Annotated in this window: 16 protein-coding genes and 1 tRNA gene; 9 read left to right on the forward strand and 8 right to left on the reverse strand. The window is 36.5% G+C overall.

The genetic code is table 11. The features are described 5' to 3' along the window. Nucleotides 1-17: 17 nt before the first annotated feature. Nucleotides 18-2,792, forward strand: coding sequence for an Npt1/Npt2 family nucleotide transporter (locus DSM03_RS11615; protein ID WP_236638774.1), 2,775 nt, complete (start codon nucleotides 18-20; stop codon nucleotides 2,790-2,792). Here the strand turns inward: DSM03_RS11615 and DSM03_RS11620 are convergent. The 4 genes from DSM03_RS11620 to DSM03_RS11635 form a co-directional block, all read right to left on the reverse strand. Beyond that, nucleotides 2,789-3,247 carry a MarR family winged helix-turn-helix transcriptional regulator gene (locus DSM03_RS11620; RefSeq protein ID WP_128760683.1) on the reverse strand — a complete coding sequence of 153 codons (459 nt, stop codon included), beginning with the start codon at nucleotides 3,245-3,247 and terminating at the stop codon, nucleotides 2,789-2,791. The genes DSM03_RS11615 and DSM03_RS11620 overlap by 4 nt on opposite strands. Continuing rightward, nucleotides 3,248-3,721 carry a glutathione peroxidase gene (locus tag DSM03_RS11625; RefSeq protein ID WP_128760684.1) on the reverse strand — a complete coding sequence of 158 codons (474 nt, stop codon included), beginning with the start codon at nucleotides 3,719-3,721 and terminating at the stop codon, nucleotides 3,248-3,250. It lies immediately after the preceding gene. Continuing rightward, complete coding sequence (locus tag DSM03_RS11630; protein WP_128760685.1) at nucleotides 3,708-4,145, reverse strand: DoxX family protein; 438 nt, start codon at nucleotides 4,143-4,145, stop codon at nucleotides 3,708-3,710. Before DSM03_RS11630 ends, DSM03_RS11625 begins: the two co-directional genes overlap by 14 nt. A gap of 192 nt (nucleotides 4,146-4,337) precedes the next feature. Continuing rightward, entirely contained in the window at nucleotides 4,338-6,386 is a 2,049-nt protein-coding gene (locus DSM03_RS11635) for a tetratricopeptide repeat protein (protein WP_128760686.1), read from the reverse strand. A 166-nt stretch (nucleotides 6,387-6,552) separates the two neighbouring features. Between DSM03_RS11635 and DSM03_RS18980 the strand changes: the two genes are divergently transcribed. From DSM03_RS18980 to DSM03_RS11655, 5 genes are all read left to right on the forward strand, one after another. Beyond that, a complete protein-coding gene (locus DSM03_RS18980; protein ID WP_161567069.1) occupies nucleotides 6,553-6,693 on the forward strand; it encodes a hypothetical protein in 141 nt (46 codons plus the stop codon). A gap of 19 nt (nucleotides 6,694-6,712) precedes the next feature. After that, nucleotides 6,713-7,033: a hypothetical protein gene (locus DSM03_RS11640; RefSeq protein WP_128760687.1), complete on the forward strand. Its 321-nt coding sequence runs from the start codon at nucleotides 6,713-6,715 to the stop codon at nucleotides 7,031-7,033. Between the two features lie 32 nt (nucleotides 7,034-7,065). Next, nucleotides 7,066-8,289, forward strand: a complete 1,224-nt coding sequence (locus DSM03_RS11645; RefSeq protein WP_128760688.1) for an oligosaccharide flippase family protein — start codon at nucleotides 7,066-7,068, stop codon at nucleotides 8,287-8,289. 119 nt (nucleotides 8,290-8,408) lie between these two features. Further along, complete coding sequence (locus tag DSM03_RS11650) at nucleotides 8,409-8,765, forward strand: hypothetical protein (RefSeq protein WP_128760689.1); 357 nt, start codon at nucleotides 8,409-8,411, stop codon at nucleotides 8,763-8,765. Between the two features lie 420 nt (nucleotides 8,766-9,185). After that, complete coding sequence (locus tag DSM03_RS11655) at nucleotides 9,186-10,397, forward strand: glycosyltransferase (protein ID WP_128760690.1); 1,212 nt, start codon at nucleotides 9,186-9,188, stop codon at nucleotides 10,395-10,397. 107 nt (nucleotides 10,398-10,504) lie between these two features. Here the strand turns inward: DSM03_RS11655 and DSM03_RS11660 are convergent, their stop codons facing one another. The 4 genes from DSM03_RS11660 to DSM03_RS11675 are packed head-to-tail and all read right to left on the reverse strand — an operon-like array spanning nucleotide 10,505 to nucleotide 17,019. Continuing rightward, nucleotides 10,505-11,113, reverse strand: a complete 609-nt coding sequence (locus DSM03_RS11660) for an alpha-ketoglutarate-dependent dioxygenase AlkB family protein (protein WP_128760691.1) — start codon at nucleotides 11,111-11,113, stop codon at nucleotides 10,505-10,507. 35 nt (nucleotides 11,114-11,148) lie between these two features. After that, nucleotides 11,149-12,675 carry a cellulase family glycosylhydrolase gene (locus DSM03_RS11665; RefSeq protein WP_128760692.1) on the reverse strand — a complete coding sequence of 509 codons (1,527 nt, stop codon included), beginning with the start codon at nucleotides 12,673-12,675 and terminating at the stop codon, nucleotides 11,149-11,151. 13 nt (nucleotides 12,676-12,688) lie between these two features. After that, complete coding sequence (locus DSM03_RS11670) at nucleotides 12,689-13,921, reverse strand: hypothetical protein (RefSeq protein WP_128760693.1); 1,233 nt, start codon at nucleotides 13,919-13,921, stop codon at nucleotides 12,689-12,691. After that, nucleotides 13,918-17,019 (reverse strand): hypothetical protein, encoded by a 3,102-nt coding sequence (locus tag DSM03_RS11675; RefSeq protein WP_128760694.1) that lies wholly within the window; start codon nucleotides 17,017-17,019, stop codon nucleotides 13,918-13,920. The genes DSM03_RS11670 and DSM03_RS11675 overlap by 4 nt, the downstream gene beginning before the upstream one ends. A 185-nt stretch (nucleotides 17,020-17,204) precedes the next feature. Between DSM03_RS11675 and DSM03_RS11680 the strand changes: the two genes are divergently transcribed. The 3 genes from DSM03_RS11680 to DSM03_RS11690 all read left to right on the forward strand — a co-directional run. After that, complete coding sequence (locus DSM03_RS11680) at nucleotides 17,205-18,023, forward strand: dolichyl-phosphate beta-glucosyltransferase (RefSeq protein WP_128760695.1); 819 nt, start codon at nucleotides 17,205-17,207, stop codon at nucleotides 18,021-18,023. Between the two features lie 132 nt (nucleotides 18,024-18,155). Continuing rightward, nucleotides 18,156-18,229 (forward strand) — tRNA-Arg (locus tag DSM03_RS11685). A 232-nt stretch (nucleotides 18,230-18,461) separates the two neighbouring features. Beyond that, on the forward strand, nucleotides 18,462-19,616 hold a 1,155-nt coding region (locus DSM03_RS11690), incomplete at its 3' end, for a site-specific integrase (protein ID WP_161568061.1).

The following is a 19,616-nucleotide window of genomic DNA, read 5'->3' on the forward strand; positions in this document are numbered from 1 at the left end:
TCACCATCTCTTTTTTCATGCAGTTATACGTCTTTTTGATCATTACTATTTTACTGATCGTAAAGCCTATAGTAAATGCCCTATTTCTCGAAGGATTGGGTGCAGATAATCTTGCTTTTGGATATCTCTTTATAGCTGCGACAGCTATAATCACTTCGTATTTCTACAATCAGGCGGTAAGGCGTTATTCTTTGAGGCGTATTATGGTCTCTTCGCTTATCTTTTTTGCTTTTGCATTTATTTTGCTAAGTGTGTTGTATAAAATGCAGATAATTGGCTCGGCAACTCTATACATCTATTATGTTATAAGTGGGATTTTTGCTGTTCTCACTACCAGCCAGTTTTGGTTACTGGCGAATATGGTATTTAATGCCAGAGAAGCAAAACGGTTGTTTGGTTTTATAGGATCTGGAGCAATTGCAGGAGGAATTTTTGGCGGATATCTAACCACTATTCTGGTACCCTATATCGGTAATGGAAATATGTTGCTTATAGCTTCTATTTTTATTTTAACCTGTATTCCACTACTTTCTATGATCTATAAAAAGGGTTATGTGAGCAGAGCATCAAGATCTGCAAATGCTCATCATAATATGGGTGATACCGCTTTTAAACTGCTCTTGAAATCAAAGCATTTAACTTTTTTGGCTTTAATTATAGGTTTAGGGGTTATTGTTGCAAAACTGGTAGACTTCCAGTTTAGTGACTTTGCCAGCCGAGCTATACCAGATGCCGATAGCTTGGCATCATTTTTTGGATTTTGGTTTTCGACCTTTAACCTGGTTTCTTTAGGTATCCAGTTATTTCTAACCAATCGAGTAGTAGAAAAACTAGGAGTAAACAGTTCGTTATTGATCCTTCCTTTAGGCATAGCTTTAGGTTCGCTGTTGTTTTTGACGTTTCCGGAACTGTGGGTGCTAATTATCATAAAAGGCTTAGACGGTAGCTTAAAACAATCGGTTAATAAAGCGGCTACTGAGTTAGCTATGGTACCTATTTCTTTAGAAATAAAAAATCGCACAAAGTCATTTATTGATGTTGTTGTTGATAGCGTTGCAACCGGTATAGCTGGCTGTTTATTGATTTTTGTAATCAAAGGACTTTCACTTCCTTCAAACTACGTTACGGTAATTATTTTGTTCTTGATCCTCATTTGGATTGTTGGTGTGTTCAAAGTACGCGATTCTTATTTTAAAAGCTTTAGACAGAGTCTTAGGGAGGCAGTAGAGCTATCGGAAGGAACATCGAGAAGAAAACGTAAATCTCCATTAGAACTGGGAAAGCGTATTTTAAGCTCCAATGATACTGAACAAATTGTTCATTACTTAGAGCATATAAATCCTAGGAACGCAAAAATTTTACGGAATAAAATAATACCTCTTTTAGAGCATGAGGATGATGCTGTTAAAATAGCCGCGATCGGTCAGCTGTATCATTATCCTGAAGGTACAGCGTTAGAGGCTGTGCGCAAAATGGTGTATTTAAAAGATGATGAAGTGGTTTATGCGGCAATGAGCTATCTGATCATGCATACATCGCTTAACGATAACCGAATATTTGATTCTTATCTAAATAATAGCAGCGATTATATCGCGCACGCCGCATTATTATGTTTGGCAAAGGAAGCTCGAAAAAACAAAAAAATAGCTTCTAGATATAATCTGGAGTTGCGTATTGAGCTATGGCTTGCCGAACTCGAGTTGCCCAACAGTGACCATCGTCCGGAAGAATTATCCTTCTTATTAGAATCTATAGGTTATGCTCAGATTCCACAATTTTATTCGTTTATCTCGGCGAACTTTAATAACCGAAATCCACATATTGTAAGTCACGCGATTGAAGCTGCCGGAATTTCTGGAGAGCCTATGTTCATTGATGCGCTTATTGACTTCCTAACAGTAAAAGAATATCGTAGTGTTGCAATTGAAGCCTTAAAAAATTACGGAGAATCCATCAGTGAAGTTTTGCTTGCCCGTGAATCCGAAAAGTTGCTAAAGAATAATACTAAAAAATATATTCCGGCGGTAATTCAAACTTTTGAAACACAAGCTTCAGTGCGAGTACTTTTGCGTTTGTTAAAGAGTAGAGATAATTTAATACGCAGAGCTTCTGCAAAATCTTTATATAGACTAAAGACTAAAAATCCTAAACTCAATTTCTTTCCGAAGTCAATTTTTAGATTATTGCTAGAATATACTTTTGAGTATCGAGATATAGTAAGCAGTCGTAAAGTGATCAAAAGCAATTTTAATGCTGAGTCTTATGAGCATTTACTTTCTTCTGATGATAAAATTGAATTGGAAGTAGCACGTACGGGATTACTCGAAATACTAGATAAACAACTTCAATTAAGAATTGAAACCATCTTTAAACTTCTCGCTATATATTACAGCAGAAAGGATCTTGACGTTGCTTACAAAGGTTTTAGAAGTACAGACAAAGATACGCGTGCTAATGCAATAGAGTTTTTAGATAATATTCTCTCACCCAAGTTAAAGCACGTTTTATTACCGCTTTTAGAACTTGCTATTATTGATGATGTAGATGTATATGAAGAAATACTGGTAGACTCTGACATAAGTTTTAATAAGGCTTTAATTAAACTTATTGAAGTAGGAGATGGTCATTTGAGATTACCTGTTATCTATCTGATACAGTTTTTAGGAGACACTACTTTTTTACCATTATTAGCAGAATTGCAAATAACAGCAAAAAACAAAGAGGTTCGTTCATTTGCTTCTTTAGCACTTAAAAAATTACAACCCGCGTTAATAGATTCTTTAAAAGATTAATTTTTTGAGGTTTCTTTTTTTAGTGTACTTAAGAGTTTGAGTAGCGTTTGCTGAAAAGTCCCATAATCTTCTTCAGTTAAGCCCGTATTTTTAAATAATGAAGCTATTTTCTGCGGAATTGAAACTGCGTGGTTTTTAAGTGCTTTTCCTTGTTCTGTAAGAGCAATTGTTACAATGCGTTCGTCTTCTTTTTTACGCATTCGTTTGATGAGTTTTTTCTGTTCTAATCTTTTCAGAAGCGGAGTTAAGGTGTTTGATTCTAATACTAAACAGTTCCCTATCTCGTTTACTGTTTGCAAATCATTTTCCCAAAGAACTAAAAGCACTAAGTATTGAGGGTAGGTAAGGTCTATTTCTTTTAGTAACGGAACGTATAATTTTGTTGTAAGTCTTGATACCGCATAAAGCGGAAAACAAAACTGATTTTCTAAATGTAAAACTGAAGCATCTTCCATTTATAGTAATTTTTTGATTGAAGCTTCCATTTTTTGCGGTTTAGTAATAGGGGCATAGCGCTTTACAGGCTTTCCGCTTTTGTCTATGAGGAATTTAGTGAAATTCCATTTTATTTTGCTTCCTAAAAATCCACCTAATTCCGATTTTAAGTATTTAAAAATCGGGTGAGTTTGAGAACCATTCACATCAACTTTATCAAACATGGTAAAGCTAACGCCATAATTTAACTGACAAAACGCTTCAATATCATCTGCAGATCCGGGTTCTTGATTTCCGAATTGATTACACGGAAAACCTAAAATTTCAAGACCTTGATCTTTATAGTTCTCATACAATTCTTCAAGTCCTTCATATTGCGGTGTAAGCCCGCATTTACTCGCAGTATTTACAACGACAACTGTTTTACCTTTATAAACACTCATAGAAATAGTTTTTCCTTGTAGTGTTTTTGCTTCTAGATCATAAAAATTCATAGCTACTTGTTTTTAGGTTTTTCAAATAAGTAATTGCACCGGTAGACCAAAGTGCCCAAAGAATTAGAACCGGCTGAAAAAATAAACGAATCAAGCGCTTTAGATCTGTGTCTAGACCAAAAGCATCTACACCATTAGTAAACTGTGAGATATTGCCGGGAAAAATCAGAATGAAGAAAATACCCAGAAAAAGCCCAATCTTCACCTTGTATTTGATAAGGAAGATCAAAGCGAGACCCAGAAGAATTTCCGTTACACCAGAAGCTATAACCACAAAATCTATAAACTCAGAATCAGTAGGAAGCCAGCGTGGCACTTGCACCTGAAATTCGTCCCGTTGAAAGGTAAGGTGACCTATACCTGCGAGTGTCATCATAGAACCTAATAGTATTCTAAATACGTCTTGAGTAGTTGAGGTTTTCATAGTAAATCTTTTGCGATTAAATCATGCGCGATATAAATGTACTTTAAAAAGCTATTTAATGAAGGCCTAAGTAAATCAATTTATGAGTGAACTTTAAAAGCTGTAATTCAACTTCAAATAAAATGCGAGCTCATAATCAAGATTTTGAGCTCGCATATAAAGATTTGATTTGTATTTTCTTACTTGTTCAATCTACTTCTTAAACAAAGGTTTATTAAACGGTAACCATCTTAATGTAATACCGGCTTCACCAAATTCAAAACCACTTGCCACTGCAGAGGCTATATTACTATACTTTGCATAAAAGCCAAGATTGAATTGTGAAGAAAGAGTATAATTCACATTGAGTTCTGCTCTAAAAATACTGGTGGCCTTTTGACTTTCAACAAACTGATAACCACCGGCAGCAACAGCATGAACCTGAAAAGAGCCTAAGTCATTAAGCATTAAGTCTGCAAAAACTTCAGTAGCTTGATATTTAGACGGACTGAAATACAGCATATTCACCTGATTTTTATAACCTAAATATTGATAATTAAAACCCATTTTCAAAGCAGGTTTTTTAGTCAATCCATAATATAGCGAAGTAAATAAAAGCTTGCGATTGTTAGCATCAGATTGCGCGGTGTAAATCATAGAAGTATACCAGCCTAAGCGCGTAGTAATCCCCCAGTTGTAGTTTAAAAAGTAATCGTTTAAAGCTATTTTTTCTTCAATCAATTCCGCATTGAAATTTTGTAAGGCTCTTTTGTACCCAACTTCAAGATTTTGACGTTTAGCTGGCTTTGTTTTTAAACTTAACGAGCCTTGTACATCTGTATAATCTTTGTCTGCAGTGAATGCTTTAATTAAACCGGCTTGCGTTTCCAGTTCAAAACCAGGTGTAAACATATAATTCAGTTTAAGACCTAATTCGTGAGCGTGAGCTTCTTGACCGCTAATTTCATTACGGGTAGTGCGATAACCGTATAAGGCTTCTGTTTTAAAAGCAGTCGAAAAAGGAAGCGTAATATTCACTCCATAACTATATGCTTTATTCTCACCATTATCTTTAGTTACTGATGCTCTTGTACCCACAACTGGAGCATAAGATAGATCTAATGTAGTGATCAAGCCTAATGCATCTTTCTGACCTTCATAATGATTTAACGTTTTCTGTGCATATGTGTATGCTTGTAATGGATTGTCTGCAGCACGATAAGCATTTGCAATCCCTAAATTTCCATCAAAAGAGGTAGAATCTTTATTCAAGATGGTTTGATAAGCTTCTAGTGAAGTCTTAAAATCTCCCGTATACATACCTAACATTGCTTGTAACGCTAATACTATTTTGTGCTGCGGAAAATCTTTAGATAAAGCTGCTATTTCTTGCTTTGCATCACTATACTTAGCATTCCATATTAAGGCTTGCGTAAAACGCTCTGCTGCAGGGAGAAAGGCCAAAGAATCTTTTTTAAATTGCTGAGCCATTGTAAAAGCTTCGGTAGCAAAGATCAGTGCTTTTTTATCTTTTTCACCTAAATGAGCAACAAGTGATAAACCTATTTTACCAGTAATACTATCTTTAGTAGAAGCATTGAAACCTGAATATATACGAGCTGCTTCCTCAAAACTTTCAGTGGGTAAATAGATCGCTATTTTATTAAGTTCAGTATCACGATCATTAGGGAAATCTATTAGATTAGAATCGAGTAGGGCAAGAGCACGCTCTGATTGATCAACTTTTGCTAGTTGGCCTGCCTTACCCAATCTGATGTATTTTCTAGAAATTAAGGCATTGGTATTTCCGGGATCAGTTGCTAAAGCTCTCTTTATATAGATAAGTGCAGTATCATACTCTTTTAAGTTAGAAAGTGTATTGGCATAACCCAGTAATGCACCAAAGTTTTCCGGATTATTTTTAACCAGTTCTTTATAGACAGGTACGGCCTTTTGAAACTCGTTATTCCATAAAAATGCTTCTGCATAGTTGAGGTCAATTTCCAGATCTCCGGGATGATTTACACGCATTTCTTTAAAAAGCTCTAAAGCTTCAGCAGGATTCCCGCCCAGACCTAAAGCCCGCGCATAACAAAGTTGTGCGGTTTTGTTTTCAGGATATTCCTTTAAGATTTCAGCAAAGAATAATTCTGCTTTTTTGTTTTGTCCTGCTTCTAAATAATTGAAACCGGTGGTCATTTCTTGTGCCTGAGCATTAAAAAGAAATACAATTAATAAGACTGATGTAAATAGCGTTTTCATAACTAAGATTTGGTGTTAGCAAGTTAGAAGCGATACTTACATTTTTAATCTATAGCGATTTACCACTTACCGACACTTATCTGCATCTCACGGCTTTTTATCAATTGTAACAACCTTATTGATTGGATAGCAGTCTTCAAAATGAACTTAACTCGGTTCTTAAAAAATGTCTACTGCTATAAAAGAAGACCGTTTTTCTGCTATTTACAGTTTAACGCTGCTATTTATACCATTCATCTACAGTAAAATTCGGCTTAACGAATTTCAGGATAGTAAAATAGAGATGCGCCGCACATTTGCAGTATAAACTTTTAAAAACTACCACTATGTATTCATTTATCACAACTCCACAGTCTATTCAAATACGCGGCATCTTGAAAGCACAATCTGTTTGTGAATTAGCTGCAACTATTAATGAAGATTTTAGAAATCAAAAGAAAATAACAATTGACCTAAGCGTCCTAAATGAACTAACACTAACCACAGTAATGAAGCTAGTTCAGTTACAAAACAATTATAGAAACAGCGGAAAACTTATTTTGTTCAGAGGTGTTGAGAATGCTTCTGTACTAGGTAGTTTTGGACTTGCTGGAAAGAAATATTTATTAGATAATAAAGATTTTACAGCTCCCATGCTTGCCGCATAATCCTCATCAAACTAACGCCAAAAACAACAGTTATGCTTGCTATACCGTTTATCAATTATAAAATCTCGCATCAACAGCTTTTTATGTTGAGTGCCTTACTTGTTAATGCAGGTAACTATGCCTATAATCTGATTTTAGGCCGTATGCTGGGACCAGAAGCATTTGCCGATGCTGCCATCTTAATAACCTTACTGTTGGTTTTATCTTTTGCAGCAATGACCTTTCAGTTAGGGACGGCGCGTTTTGTTGTTTTGATGAATGAACAAGAGCAACTTTTATTTTTACAGAAAATTAAAAAATGGGGAACGCGCATCGGGTTTTTACTGGGAGCTTGTTTTGTGATCTTCTCCTCATTTTTTCAGGAAGTTTTTCAGACACAGTCCCAGACGATGTTTATAATATTTGGACTTTCTGTTCCGCTCTATTTTATAATGAGTATCAATCGCGGTATATTTCAGGGAAATCAAGATATGTTAAGTCTTGCCAAGACGTATCAGATCGAAATGTGGAGCAGGCTGGTTCTTACGGTTTTGTTGATAGTTCTTTTCCACAAACAACCTGCTGTAGGCGTTGCGATAGGCGTAGGACTTTCTTTGATACTGGCACAATTCCCAAAAAATAAAACTCAAAAAGGAACAGGTCAACTCGATGCAAAACTGAATAAAGAGGTATTGAACTTTTTTCTCATCACAGCTTTTTACGAGGGGACGCAAATCTTAATTAACAACAGTGACATTTTGATGGTCAAGCATTATTTTGATGCCAGAGAAGCCGGGTTATATGCCTCACTGGCACTTATAGGTCGCGTGGTTTATTTTGTTGCCTGGATGTTTGTGATGATTTTGTTGCCGGTTGTAGTTGAGAAAAAGAAAAATGGCGAAGACACACGTAAGATCCTATATAAATATATTGGCTATATAAGTATACTTGCAGCCTCAGTTATAGCTACGTGCTTTATAGCTCCACAACTTATCGTTACAATAATGTTTGGCGAAGCATATTTGGAAGTAGCTTCATTACTGGGACCTTATGCTTTAGCTACAGGAATGTTTGCGATCGCCAACCTGTTTACCTACTATTTTTTATCCTTAGGAAAGTATAAATCCGTATTTATAAGTTTTGTAGGTGGATTCCTTCAATTAAGTTTGATAGTCTTATTTCATACCGATCTAATACAAGTTGTTTTTATGCAAATCTTAAGTATGATTCTACTTTTGCTTGCTCAAATCCTGTTTTTTATAAAAACTGATCATTAACTTAAAATAATTGTAAGAATATTTTGTAAGAAAGCATGTATAAATTATATCAACAATTGATTTATATCAATAAAATGCTAAAATATGTGTATTTCATCGAAAATAATTGCTTTTAATAGATGAATGGTTATATATTTGGGATGTATTACAAACAAAACCCCAACAAAATGCTTAAAATTACTACGCTACTCCTTTTCTTTTTTGTGTCTACTGCTCTTCTAGCTAACGATACTAAAGATTCAAAACCATTTTCTGAAACGACAATTATTAGCGCTGAAAGCGTAAAGGTTGTTCTTGAAAACTCAGAGATCAATTTTAAAAGTGAATTGAAAAAATCAGAACAGATAGCATCAGAATTACCTGCTGCAATTTTAAGATTATATCAACTTGAGAAAGTGAACTTTACCGGTGTTACCATTTATGCGCACAAGCCACTTGAACTTGCCAATATAAAGAACCCTATTAAAGCTGTATAATTCCCCCAAATTATATTTTGATTTCCCCAAATCATGATTGATTCCATTTAAACTTAAAGCCCCAAATCTATTTAGTAACCGGACCTAACTTCAAAACACCCAAATCATAATAACCGTATACTAAGCATTTTTTGATTATTGATTGCCCCAAATCATAATTAATTTACGAGTTTAAGTTGGGAGAAAGGCCCGTCGCGAGAGCGCGGGTTTTTCGTTTTTATGTATTTCGTCAATTCTCCTGCATTTGTTAATGGTACTATTTAATTTCGTTAGATTAACTTCAAGTTCAACTTTCTAACGTTTTCCATTCAACGTTCTGTAACTACCATTCGACTACAGTGATTTACCTGTTATCGTTTTTACACCTGATAATCTGTTGCTTAGTCGCAATTTTGAATCAGAATTAAAAACCAAATCACCATGAAATTAGCATTAGTCACCGCATTTCCACCAAGTAAAGTTACTTTAAATGAGTATGCTTATTATTTAGTAAAAGCCTTCAGAAAGCATAACGAGATCAAAGAATTGATTCTTTTAACCGATGCTTCAGAAGAAGAAGTAAATATGCATCTGGATATTAATGGTTGTAAAGTAACTGTAAAACCTTGCTGGAGTTTTAACAGCTATTATAATGTACAAAGTGTTCTAAGAGCAATACGTCAAACTGTACCTGACGGTGTTTTATTTAACCTTCAGTTTATGAAATTTGGGGATAAAAAAATCCCTGCTGCTTTAGGACTTTTACTCCCGGGCATCTGTAAGTTAATGGGTATACCCAGTGTCGTATTATTACACAATATAATGGAGCAGGTAGACCTTGATCAGGCTGGTTTTACAGCTAATAAGCTACTTCAGAAGGCTTATGGTTTTATAGGCACAAATTTAACACGAGTTCTTCTAAAAGCTGATTTTGTTGCGTTAACTATCAGTAAATACGTTTCTATTCTTGAAGAAAAATACAATGCAGATAACGTAGGTCTTATCCCGCACGGAACTTTTGAGCTTCCTGCTGAACCTAACTACGAATTACCGGATGGCCCTATGAAAGTGATGACTTTTGGAAAGTTTGGTACTTATAAAAAAGTAGAAATGCTTATTGAAGCGGTAGAACATCTTCGTAAAAATGTTAAGGCAGATATTGAGATTTTGATTGCAGGTACAGATAATCCTAATGTGAAAGGATATTTAGATACTATGAAAGAAAAATATGCGCACGTTAAGCAACTACGATTTACGGGCTATGTAGCAGAAGAAGACGTTCCTGCTTTGTTTGAAGAGAGTGCTGTTGTGGTTTTCCCATATACATCTACAACAGGAAGCAGTGGCGTTTTGCACCAGGCAGGAAGTTACGGTAAAGCTGTAATCATGCCAGACCTTGGCGACCTGGGAATTTTATCTCGCGAAGAAGGGTATAAGGCACATTTTTTTGAGCCGAATAACATTGAAGATCTCGCTACTGCTTTATACAAAGTATTAGCTAATCCGCAATATCGCGTTGAGATGGGCAAAGCAAATTATAAAGCAGCTACAGCATTACCAATGAGTACTATTGCAGATAGATATGTAGATGTATTCAAACAAATTATAGAACAAAAAGAGTCAAAAAAAGCAAAAACCCTGATTTCAATTTAAGGAGCCTTTCACCCCACTTCGATTTGGTTGTAACCCCTCTCGCTTTCCCTAAAAGCGTTTGGGGTTCTTTATTTGATAGATAATCTAAACTACAAGGACATTAAAAATTACTCAACTATTGTTCTAAAAGTTAGATTTATTCGTGCTGAATGTATCTTGGTAGTAGGAGGTAAGCGGTGTAGCCAGTGAGTTTGCGTGGCACCTTTCATAATAAGCAAACTCCCATCTTCTAGATTTAAGGCCACTTTTTCTTGAGTATCTTTATGCTTAAAAGCAAATTTTCGTTCTGCTCCAAAACTTACTGAAGCAATTGCTCCATTTTTTTTGAGATCTTTTTCCCCGTCACTGTGCCAGCCCATTCCTTCGCTGCCATCATGATACAAATTCAACAAACATGAGTTGAATTGTTCACCGGTCTCCTGTTCAGTTTTTAGTTTAAGATTTTTCAACTCCTTAGTCCATAAGAGCGCTTTTTTAGTAACCTTGGAATAGGTGTATGAAAAGGGGGAATCGCCATACCAGGCTACTTTACGTTTGGTAATGATCTTTTTCCCAAAAATTACTGCTTCATCGTTACGCCACTCAATATGATGCATTAAATACTGAAAATAGAAGGCAGCTTCTTCCTGAGAAAACAGTTTCCCGTAATAGTTTACTACACCGTCTTTTGGTAGCAGATTTTTTGAGGTATTTGGTTCTATATCGAATAATTTCATAAAGTAATTTGCTGCAAATTTAAGAGTTGAGCAGCTTAATCCTGAATGTCTTTTACAATAGATAAGGCTGGTTTTGCTTCACCATTGGCATCAATTAAACCGAAGTGTTTTTGTTTGGCTTTTCGCCAGGGTAACCGCCCGACAACAGCCGTTGGAATTTCTTTAAAATCATAAAGCGTCCATAGCGCATAATGCAGTTGCTCAGCTTTTGCGAAAGTTAGAAACTCAGTGTAATATTCGGCTTGTTCATCTTCGTCAGCACCTAATGGATTCCAAATGCCAGAGTAAGTGGGAAGTCCAAATTCCTGAAGCATCAGCGGCTTATTAGTTTGAGCTTTTAATTCTTCATACGAAGTTTGGAAGCTTGCAAAATCTTGATACGAGTGAAAAGAGACAAGATCAACATCATCTAAAAGCAAAGAAGCTGAAGCTGCATCAGACCAGCCAATTGTAAGCAGCGTGGCAGGATCAAGACTTTTTAAATAGGCTAAATGATTTTTAAGCCAGAACAGCACCAGATCTTTATCACGAGATTCAAAATCCAGATTGGGTTCGTTTTTCAAGTCCCAGGCGAGCAATGCCGGATGGGCTTTTAAAGCGTTTACGACAGCTCTGGAATGTTTAAAAGTATTTGACCAGTCTATTACTGAATAATCGCCATAGAAGTCAAATAAGGTAACAATGACCTGAAGATCTTCTGCGTCAGCGAGATCCATTAGTTTTTTGAGCTTGCTGAGTTTTTTAGGAGTTACTTCGGCTTTGCCAAAATCTTCATAGCCCACAAAAATCCGAATCGTATTAAACTGCAAATCTTTGATTTTTTTTAAATCAGTTTGGATTACAGCAGGTTGAAAATCTGTTCCAAATGTATCCCACGGATTTTGCTGGGGATAGTAATTGATGGCTTTAATTTGATCTGGCATTTCTTTTTTAACCACTTGATTCTTCGGTACAATAGAATCCTGCTGCGGAATGCGAACCAGCTGTCTTATTCTCCAAAACCCATCTTCAAGCAGCATAATTACGCGATAGGAAGCCGTAATAGTATGCTGAAGCAGCAAATTATTTTCACTAAAAATCCGCTGTGCTTCCTGCACACCGAAATCTTTAAAACTGATAAACTGACCATCTGCGCTGTAAAATTCTAGTTCCAGATTGTGATTGAGACTCGTGCCTTCTATACGTGTCAGTGCATTTATATTTTGGTTCAACAGGTGTTCAACTTTTTGTCTGGCACTTGCTGTATAATAATCATCAATTCCTTTAAACTCGTTAGTTGCTAAAGCAACTTCACGCACATACCAGGCATTCAGATAATCTTGCGCTACGCGTTTTTGAGTTGGTTTTTCTAGCGGTCTGCTAGGGTTGAGTGTATCCCTCCAGATGAGATGCGGTTTGTAAACACGCTCACTTTTTAGCGCAAGGTTGAGCATTTTACTCTTATCTGCACCGGTGTTGAGGTACGTCATAATCTGGCCTATCGCAAAAACGATAAGTAAATTCAACCCAATGAAGGAAAGAATAAGCAATGCGCGGTATATGTTTTTATTTTGATTTTTCACTCGATAATCGAGATTACGATTTAAATAGTACTGATTCTAAGTTTTTGCTTACACCTAAAACGCTTATTTCTAAGGAATACGATCCAGATGGGTAAAAGGCTTTTTTCAATTCAAAGGCTACGTGACCGGCTTCGGTCTTTTGGGTTAATGTTTCTGTTTCTCCGATTTTGTTTTTGATTTTTAAGCTAACAACAGTTCCTTCTGGTAAGGTCTGACCGAGCATACCGTTGAGCGGACCAATTTTGAGTTTTCTAATTGTTGCATCCCAAATTACAGGAATATCATTGATCGCCGGTTGGTACTGTATGGTAATAGGGTTGCTTTTTGCAATGCCCGTGATGTAAGCTTTTACCGTCCAGTTTTGGGGCGCTGCAGGATGTTGTATTTGTGCCTGTGCAATACCATTTATAGTATTTCCAGAAGTTTGTAGTATTGCACCACTGTTGGTTTTTATTACAAAATTAACCAGCGTAGCATCAGGGATCGTATTATTATAACGGTCTTTGATTATATCGGTTCTTAGCGTTGTGATCTGGTCTGCATCTGCATACGTATTGGACCTTTCAAAATCTATTTTAAAAGGAGTCGCCAGGTTAGCATCTACATAAATGGTTTGTAGTTTTGATGTCGTGGTGTCACTATTTGCAGCCACAAAAATGCGTCCTGATTTTAAGGTAGAATACACATTTTTCCAACTTATAAATTCTTGAATTTTTAAAGTTTCAACATTTGAGTTGCTTGTATAACCGGTATTTAAGGAAATTTCTGTCTCATCCGGCAAGGGGTTGTCATAAATGTCTGTAGGCAAAATTGTGAATTGGGCAAAATCTTCACCACCAGCAGCAATACGTTGCGGACCCAAATACGATTCTAGTTTTGCAATTTGTGTTGTATCTGCTTTGAGCTGAAGTTTCCCGTTTAATAAGGCTTTTTCTTTTCCAATTAATGTCCAGTTTAGAACTCCTGAACTTGTGCAAAAAGGTTCAGCAATTGAGAATTGAATTTCATCCGTTCCAGTTGTTTTTTCTGCCTGTATTACTGATGTTCCTAAAGCATTTGAAACAATAAGCTGCGTGGTTTTAGCCTCAGTATTAAAAGAAAGTGAGATGGGGCTTCCAACAATATATTCCGATTGCTCGGTTAGAAGCACAGCGGATTGTACTTTGTTTTGAAGATTTGGAATTACAGTAAAGCCCAAAAGCAGCAGCACACCAGAAATCAATATGTAAGCTTTGTTTATTTTCATCGGGGATTACCAAGATAACTATTGATTTCAACTTTAAGAAAGCCTCCGTCGCTTAATTGGATCTGTACAACATCTTCTTGTGAGACATCTCGCTGTGGAACAACCTTGCGTGCGATTTCAGTATTTGGCAATCCGTTTACAAATATGGCTTGCATCGAGTCTGATATAAGTTGAGTTTCTTCTTTATTTAAAGCGATTGAAACCTGTTGCTTGCGTTGCTGTCTAACGCCTTCTTGCAGAAAATGATGAGACACCCATTGCAATTGGTGCTTTTCATCATAATAGGATAATAACAACTGTGGAATTGTCGCCTGCTGCGTACCGGGATTGAATAATGTAGTTGTGAGCTGATCATCTTTCACCTCAATACTGTTTATAGCCACGCGTTTGTACAAATCGGTATTAGCCACGTTGCCAGAAACGTGCAAATCAAAATTAACAGGTTTGCCATCCAATTCAATAGGAGTGAATTGATCAGGATCAAAAGTCAGCGGAATATGCTCATCAGGATTGATCCAGGCTGTGCCTTCAAATTCTATTTTGAACGAAGTTATTTCTTTAGGCATCAGCTTATGCTTCATTTCGTATTTAGCATTATACGTCGCCAGTTCGTGATCTTCCTTATCATACAAGGTACCTTTTACCGAAACATCTGCCGGAACATTGTCAACATTCTGAATTTCACCCACAATTACATAATCGTTATTAACCTTTATCAAACACGCAGAAAGCACTTCTAAAACAGGCTGTTTAAGAATATCTTCATGATAGGTTTGTTCTGAAGTTATTCTTCGTCTCCCGTGGTTGTAAAAATCGGTTTCAGTAACTGTGATCAGTTGATCTGGCGGAAGGTCTAATTCTGGTTTTTTAGGTTTCACATACCATTTTCCGGAACGTTTAACGAGTTCCAGATCTTCGGTGGTATTGATGAGCTCGAGTGGCGTGATCCAAGATGCTTTTGCGGTTGCCAGAGCATTACTGTCGGTTTCCTTGGTGATTGTAACTCTAATAGCATCCAGCTTGGCGTAACTGTTTAAAAGTCCGTCTGTGACTGCGAATTCTAACATAAACTGGTCGAGCGTTTTATCACTTTGTGGATCAAAATACGAATAGGCACGTTCCAGTTCTTTAAAATCAAGCGCATCAAAATAAGCCTCCACCACATTTTTAGGCGAAATCTGATCGGCATTTTTGAGATAAAAAGTATAGATACCCATAGCAAAACAGCAGAGCACGATAAAGCCATAAAAATGAGCAATATTAAAGAGGAATTGTGATCGTTTTTGTGATGTTTTAGCGGAAGCGGAAAAATCAATTTTCCACTGCATATAGGGTGGTTTTTTAGGTTTTTTAGACCGAAGTGCACGTAACCAGATCGATTGAATATTAATCACAAAAGCAACTAAAACCGTCAATAACGGAATGATGCCCCACATCAAAATAAGAAATAAGGGAATATCATCTTTAGGCATCAATTCGGGCATAGGAGGAACGCCCAATTTCTCCCAAACCATTATACCATTTTCTAATAAACCTAAGCGTTGCCAACCTGCAAAATAAAGTATAGGATCGTAGAATTTATCGTTAGAAAATACATATTTAAGGTTGTATTTCTTAGGAACGGTCAAAAATTGCTGTAACGAACCAATGCCTTCAACGCCACGGAATTTGGAGTTCTCCAGCCGTTCTATAGCGCGGGTAGTCAATTCAGGAAGGCGACGGGCAGAATGATAATTTCCGTCAACGGTCATAGCATCAGTTTGTGCAGAAAGCCACGCGATCTGATCGCCAAACCCCAGTGGCAAAAAGCGCCATTTATAATGCATATCCTGATTGAGAAAATTAACAATAGGCAACATTTTTATAGGTGTGGGCTGGGACGGTCTAAAATTGCTTAAGGTTATTGTAAAAACAGTTGTTCCTAAAAAAACAGCAGCCAAAAAACCAGCAAGAATACGATGGTAGAGTCCGCCCAATTTGGTGCTTAAAAAGGTTTTATAATCCCCTTCTGCGAAGCGATAGGCAAATTCCCCAAACAGGGGTAAGACCATAATACTACCCCACAAAGTAAAACGATCTAAGGTTAGGATATTAAAGGCATTATCACCAAGAATCATTTTAGGGATTGGAGTAGTGCCTCCGGTTCCTAGAATGGTCAACATGGTTAGCGATAGCCCAAAAAATAAGTAACGCTTGCTGTAATACCGGTAAAAGAAATAAGGCATCAGCAGTAATAAAATTCCCCACGGAATTAAAAAGAAAACAAGACCGCTGGAAGTGATTTCCAGAAAATTATCACGAGAGCCATGTGGAATAGGGACCTGAGTAATAGGATTATTTTTAGTATTCACCCAATAAGGAAGAATACATGTTATTATGAGAAACAGCGCCGTAAACCCAAAGGCGATCATACGCTTGAGTAGTTTAAAAAAGGCAGTTAGAAATACCTTGAAGGTGATTGCCTTCAAAGAGGCTACCTGCGACCGCGCCTGATCCATAACCGCCATTCCTATCAACGGAAAGATAAAAAACACCATCCCAAAAATAGGAGTCACGTGGTGCGAGCAAACAGTTACCGCGAGTAACGAAAGCGAAGTGAGGAAGTATTTTTTTCGACCGGTAATGAGCCACAGGTAAATTTCGGGTAAGCAGTGCATCAGGATCGAAACACCAATAATGCTGGGTAATTGACCAAATATGTGCAGGGTTTCAACAAAAGAAGAAGAAAACACAGCTAAAATTGCGGCATACCCTGCAGAATTGGGATTAGCCGTGATAAGCAGTGCAAAGCGGTAAACTCCCGTAATAAAAAGGATAACTCCAATAATAGCCACAGAAAACATCCCGAATTTGAGTCCGCCAATCAGTGAGAGAACCGCAATAGCCTGATGTACAAGCGGCGGATAGCCCATGACGGTAAAGCCGGTGTACCAGCTGTAGTTCCAAGGTTCAAACCAGTGTGTTGCATAATGGTCTGCAAAGAACAGATGAATGAGTGCATCATAGGTGCCTTCTAATGTAAAAAAGATTCCAAAGCCATGAAACACCACACCTATGAGGAGGGCAATAATCAAATATCTGTTTGGAGTGTTTCTCATCTAATAATGCGTATGCAACTGTTTGTATTTCGTACTCAGCTAAGATATAACATTCGATGAATGACTCATCTGTCGATAAACGGTTTTCACCTAAAGTAGCGGTTTAGCCATCGAAAATCAAGGAATTAGGGTTCGATACCCGGGTATGTTTGCAGTGTAATTAATCGATAAAAACACCTCAAATTATGAAAACTGCTATTATAATTCCTTGCTACAACGAAGAAACCCGAATCAACAAATCGGCTTTTATAAACTTCATTCAATCTTCAGAAAATTACCATTTATGTTTTGTAAATGATGGGAGTAAAGACAAAACTTTAGATGTGTTGAAAGCTATACAGCAAACAGATCAACAAAAAGTTTCAGTTATAGATATGAAGCGTAACTCTGGCAAAGCAGCTGCTGTAAGAGCCGGAGCACGGTACCTACATACTAAATCAGATATTGAACACATAGGCTTTATAGATGCAGATCTTTCTACAGATTTTGAAGATTTTATAGCCCTGGATGACACCTTAAAACGCAATAAGACGTTGAAGATGGTTTTTGGTTCACGAGCAAAAGATAACGACGGCGGTGGGATTAAAAAAGATCCGTTGCGAGCTGTTTTTTCTAAAGTGATCAAAATGTGTGTTTACCTTATTTTAGGTTTGCCTATACAAGACACGCAGTGTGGCGCTAAGGTTTTTAAGAAAGAACTGATACCGGTGATTTATGCTAAAGGTTTTTTAAGCAAATGGTTGTTTGATGTAGAACTATTCATCAGACTCAAAAAATATATGGGCGGAAAAACTCAGGTTATGCAAGTCATTCATGAGCAAGCTTTAAACCGTTGGGTACATGTAGATGATTCTAAATTAGGATTGAAAGATTCTCTTGAAATCCCATTGAGATTGATGATCATCTGGTTTAATTACAATGTGTTATCTCTAATTCCTGTAGCTGCTTCAGTTGAAGAATCTGAAGTTTTTGCAGAGATTTATCCAATGCCTATGGCAGCTTAGTTTTTTATATATTTTAATTACAAGAGCCAGATTATTAACGATCTGGCTTTTGTAATTTTATATTTTTAATTTTTTTTACCAAGTAATGCTTTAACTTTTTAGTTAAAGCATTATATTTGCACCCGCAAAAAGGGTCGCATAGCTCAGTTGGATAGAGCATCTGCCTTCTAAGCAGACGGTCGCAGGTTCGAATCCTGCTGCGATCACAAATTTAGCTTTTAAACTAAATCAAAACCCTGTAAATCCTTTGATTTACAGGGTTTTATGTTTTTGTAGTATTCATAAAATTTGATCGTATTTGGTATAAAATGTCAACAATTCGGTCAACAGTTTTAAATAGTAAAAAGTGTTGACCGAATAAGCATTTAAAGTGCTTATATTTAATATGTTATAGTTTGACTTTCGTCTTAAAAATTGTGTAATTAAAGACGAAAAATTATGAAGACCCGGTCAACATTTAGCCTGATTTTTTGGGTTAACACCTCACGGATTAAAAATGAGCACGTTCCAATCTATGCTCGCATCACTGTAGATGGTAAACGAGCAAACTTTAGCCTACAAAGGCGAATTGCAATTGCTGAATGGGATTCTGAACGTGGAATCGTCAAAGGTACAAGAGAGCAAGCCAGATTAACGAATAAATACCTAGATCAAATTCGCTCAAAGGTTTATCAAGCTTATGAAGATTTGTTGAGTGAAAACAAGTTTATTACTGCTCAGGCTATACGGTCCAAATTTCTAGGGGAAGATAAATTATTCAAAACCTTAACAGAGCTTTTTGAATATCACAATGAAATTTCTAAAGAATCTCTTTCTGCACACACCATTCGCCACTACAAGGTTACTCAGGGGTATTTAATGAAGTTTATAAAAGAAAAGCATAAAAAGGATGATCTGCGTCTTATTGATTTAAATTATTCATTTATAATAGACTTTGAATTTTTTATAAAATCTTATGAACCAAAAGACCATCAAAAAAAGATGGGACATAATACAGCAATGAAACACCTACAGCGATTACTCAAAATGGTAACGATGGCTTATCATCACGAATGGATTGCTAAAGATCCTTTTGTTCGGTTCAAAACTTCATTTCAAAAAAATAGGAGAGAATATCTAACTAAGGACGAATTACAAAAAATCGAAGACTTTAATTCTTCTTTGGATAGACTGAATATAGTAAAAGATTTATTTTTATTCAGTTGCTATACGGGTCTGTCTTATATCGATATGACAAAACTATCTATAGATAATATTCAAATGGATTTAGATGGTAAGCAATGGATTAAGACCAATCGACAGAAAACAAAAATAGAACTGAAGATACCTCTACTTACTCTCGCGAGAAAAATACTGCTCAAATATCAAGATCATCCAAGATCAGCTATTAAGAATACTTTACTTCCTGTTTATTCCAATCAAAAAATAAATAGCTATTTGAAAGAGATATCTGATTTCTGTGGAATAACTAAAAACTTAACTTTTCACGTAGCGCGTCATACAAGGAGTTTAATGATTACCGAACCGGCACCCGCAAGAAAGAATACCGTGGCCGCAAGTACGTGTGCATTGACTGTCCTATACGCAGCAGCT

This window comes from Leeuwenhoekiella aestuarii (genome assembly GCF_004104055.1).
Lineage (GTDB): Bacteria > Bacteroidota > Bacteroidia > Flavobacteriales > Flavobacteriaceae > Leeuwenhoekiella > Leeuwenhoekiella aestuarii.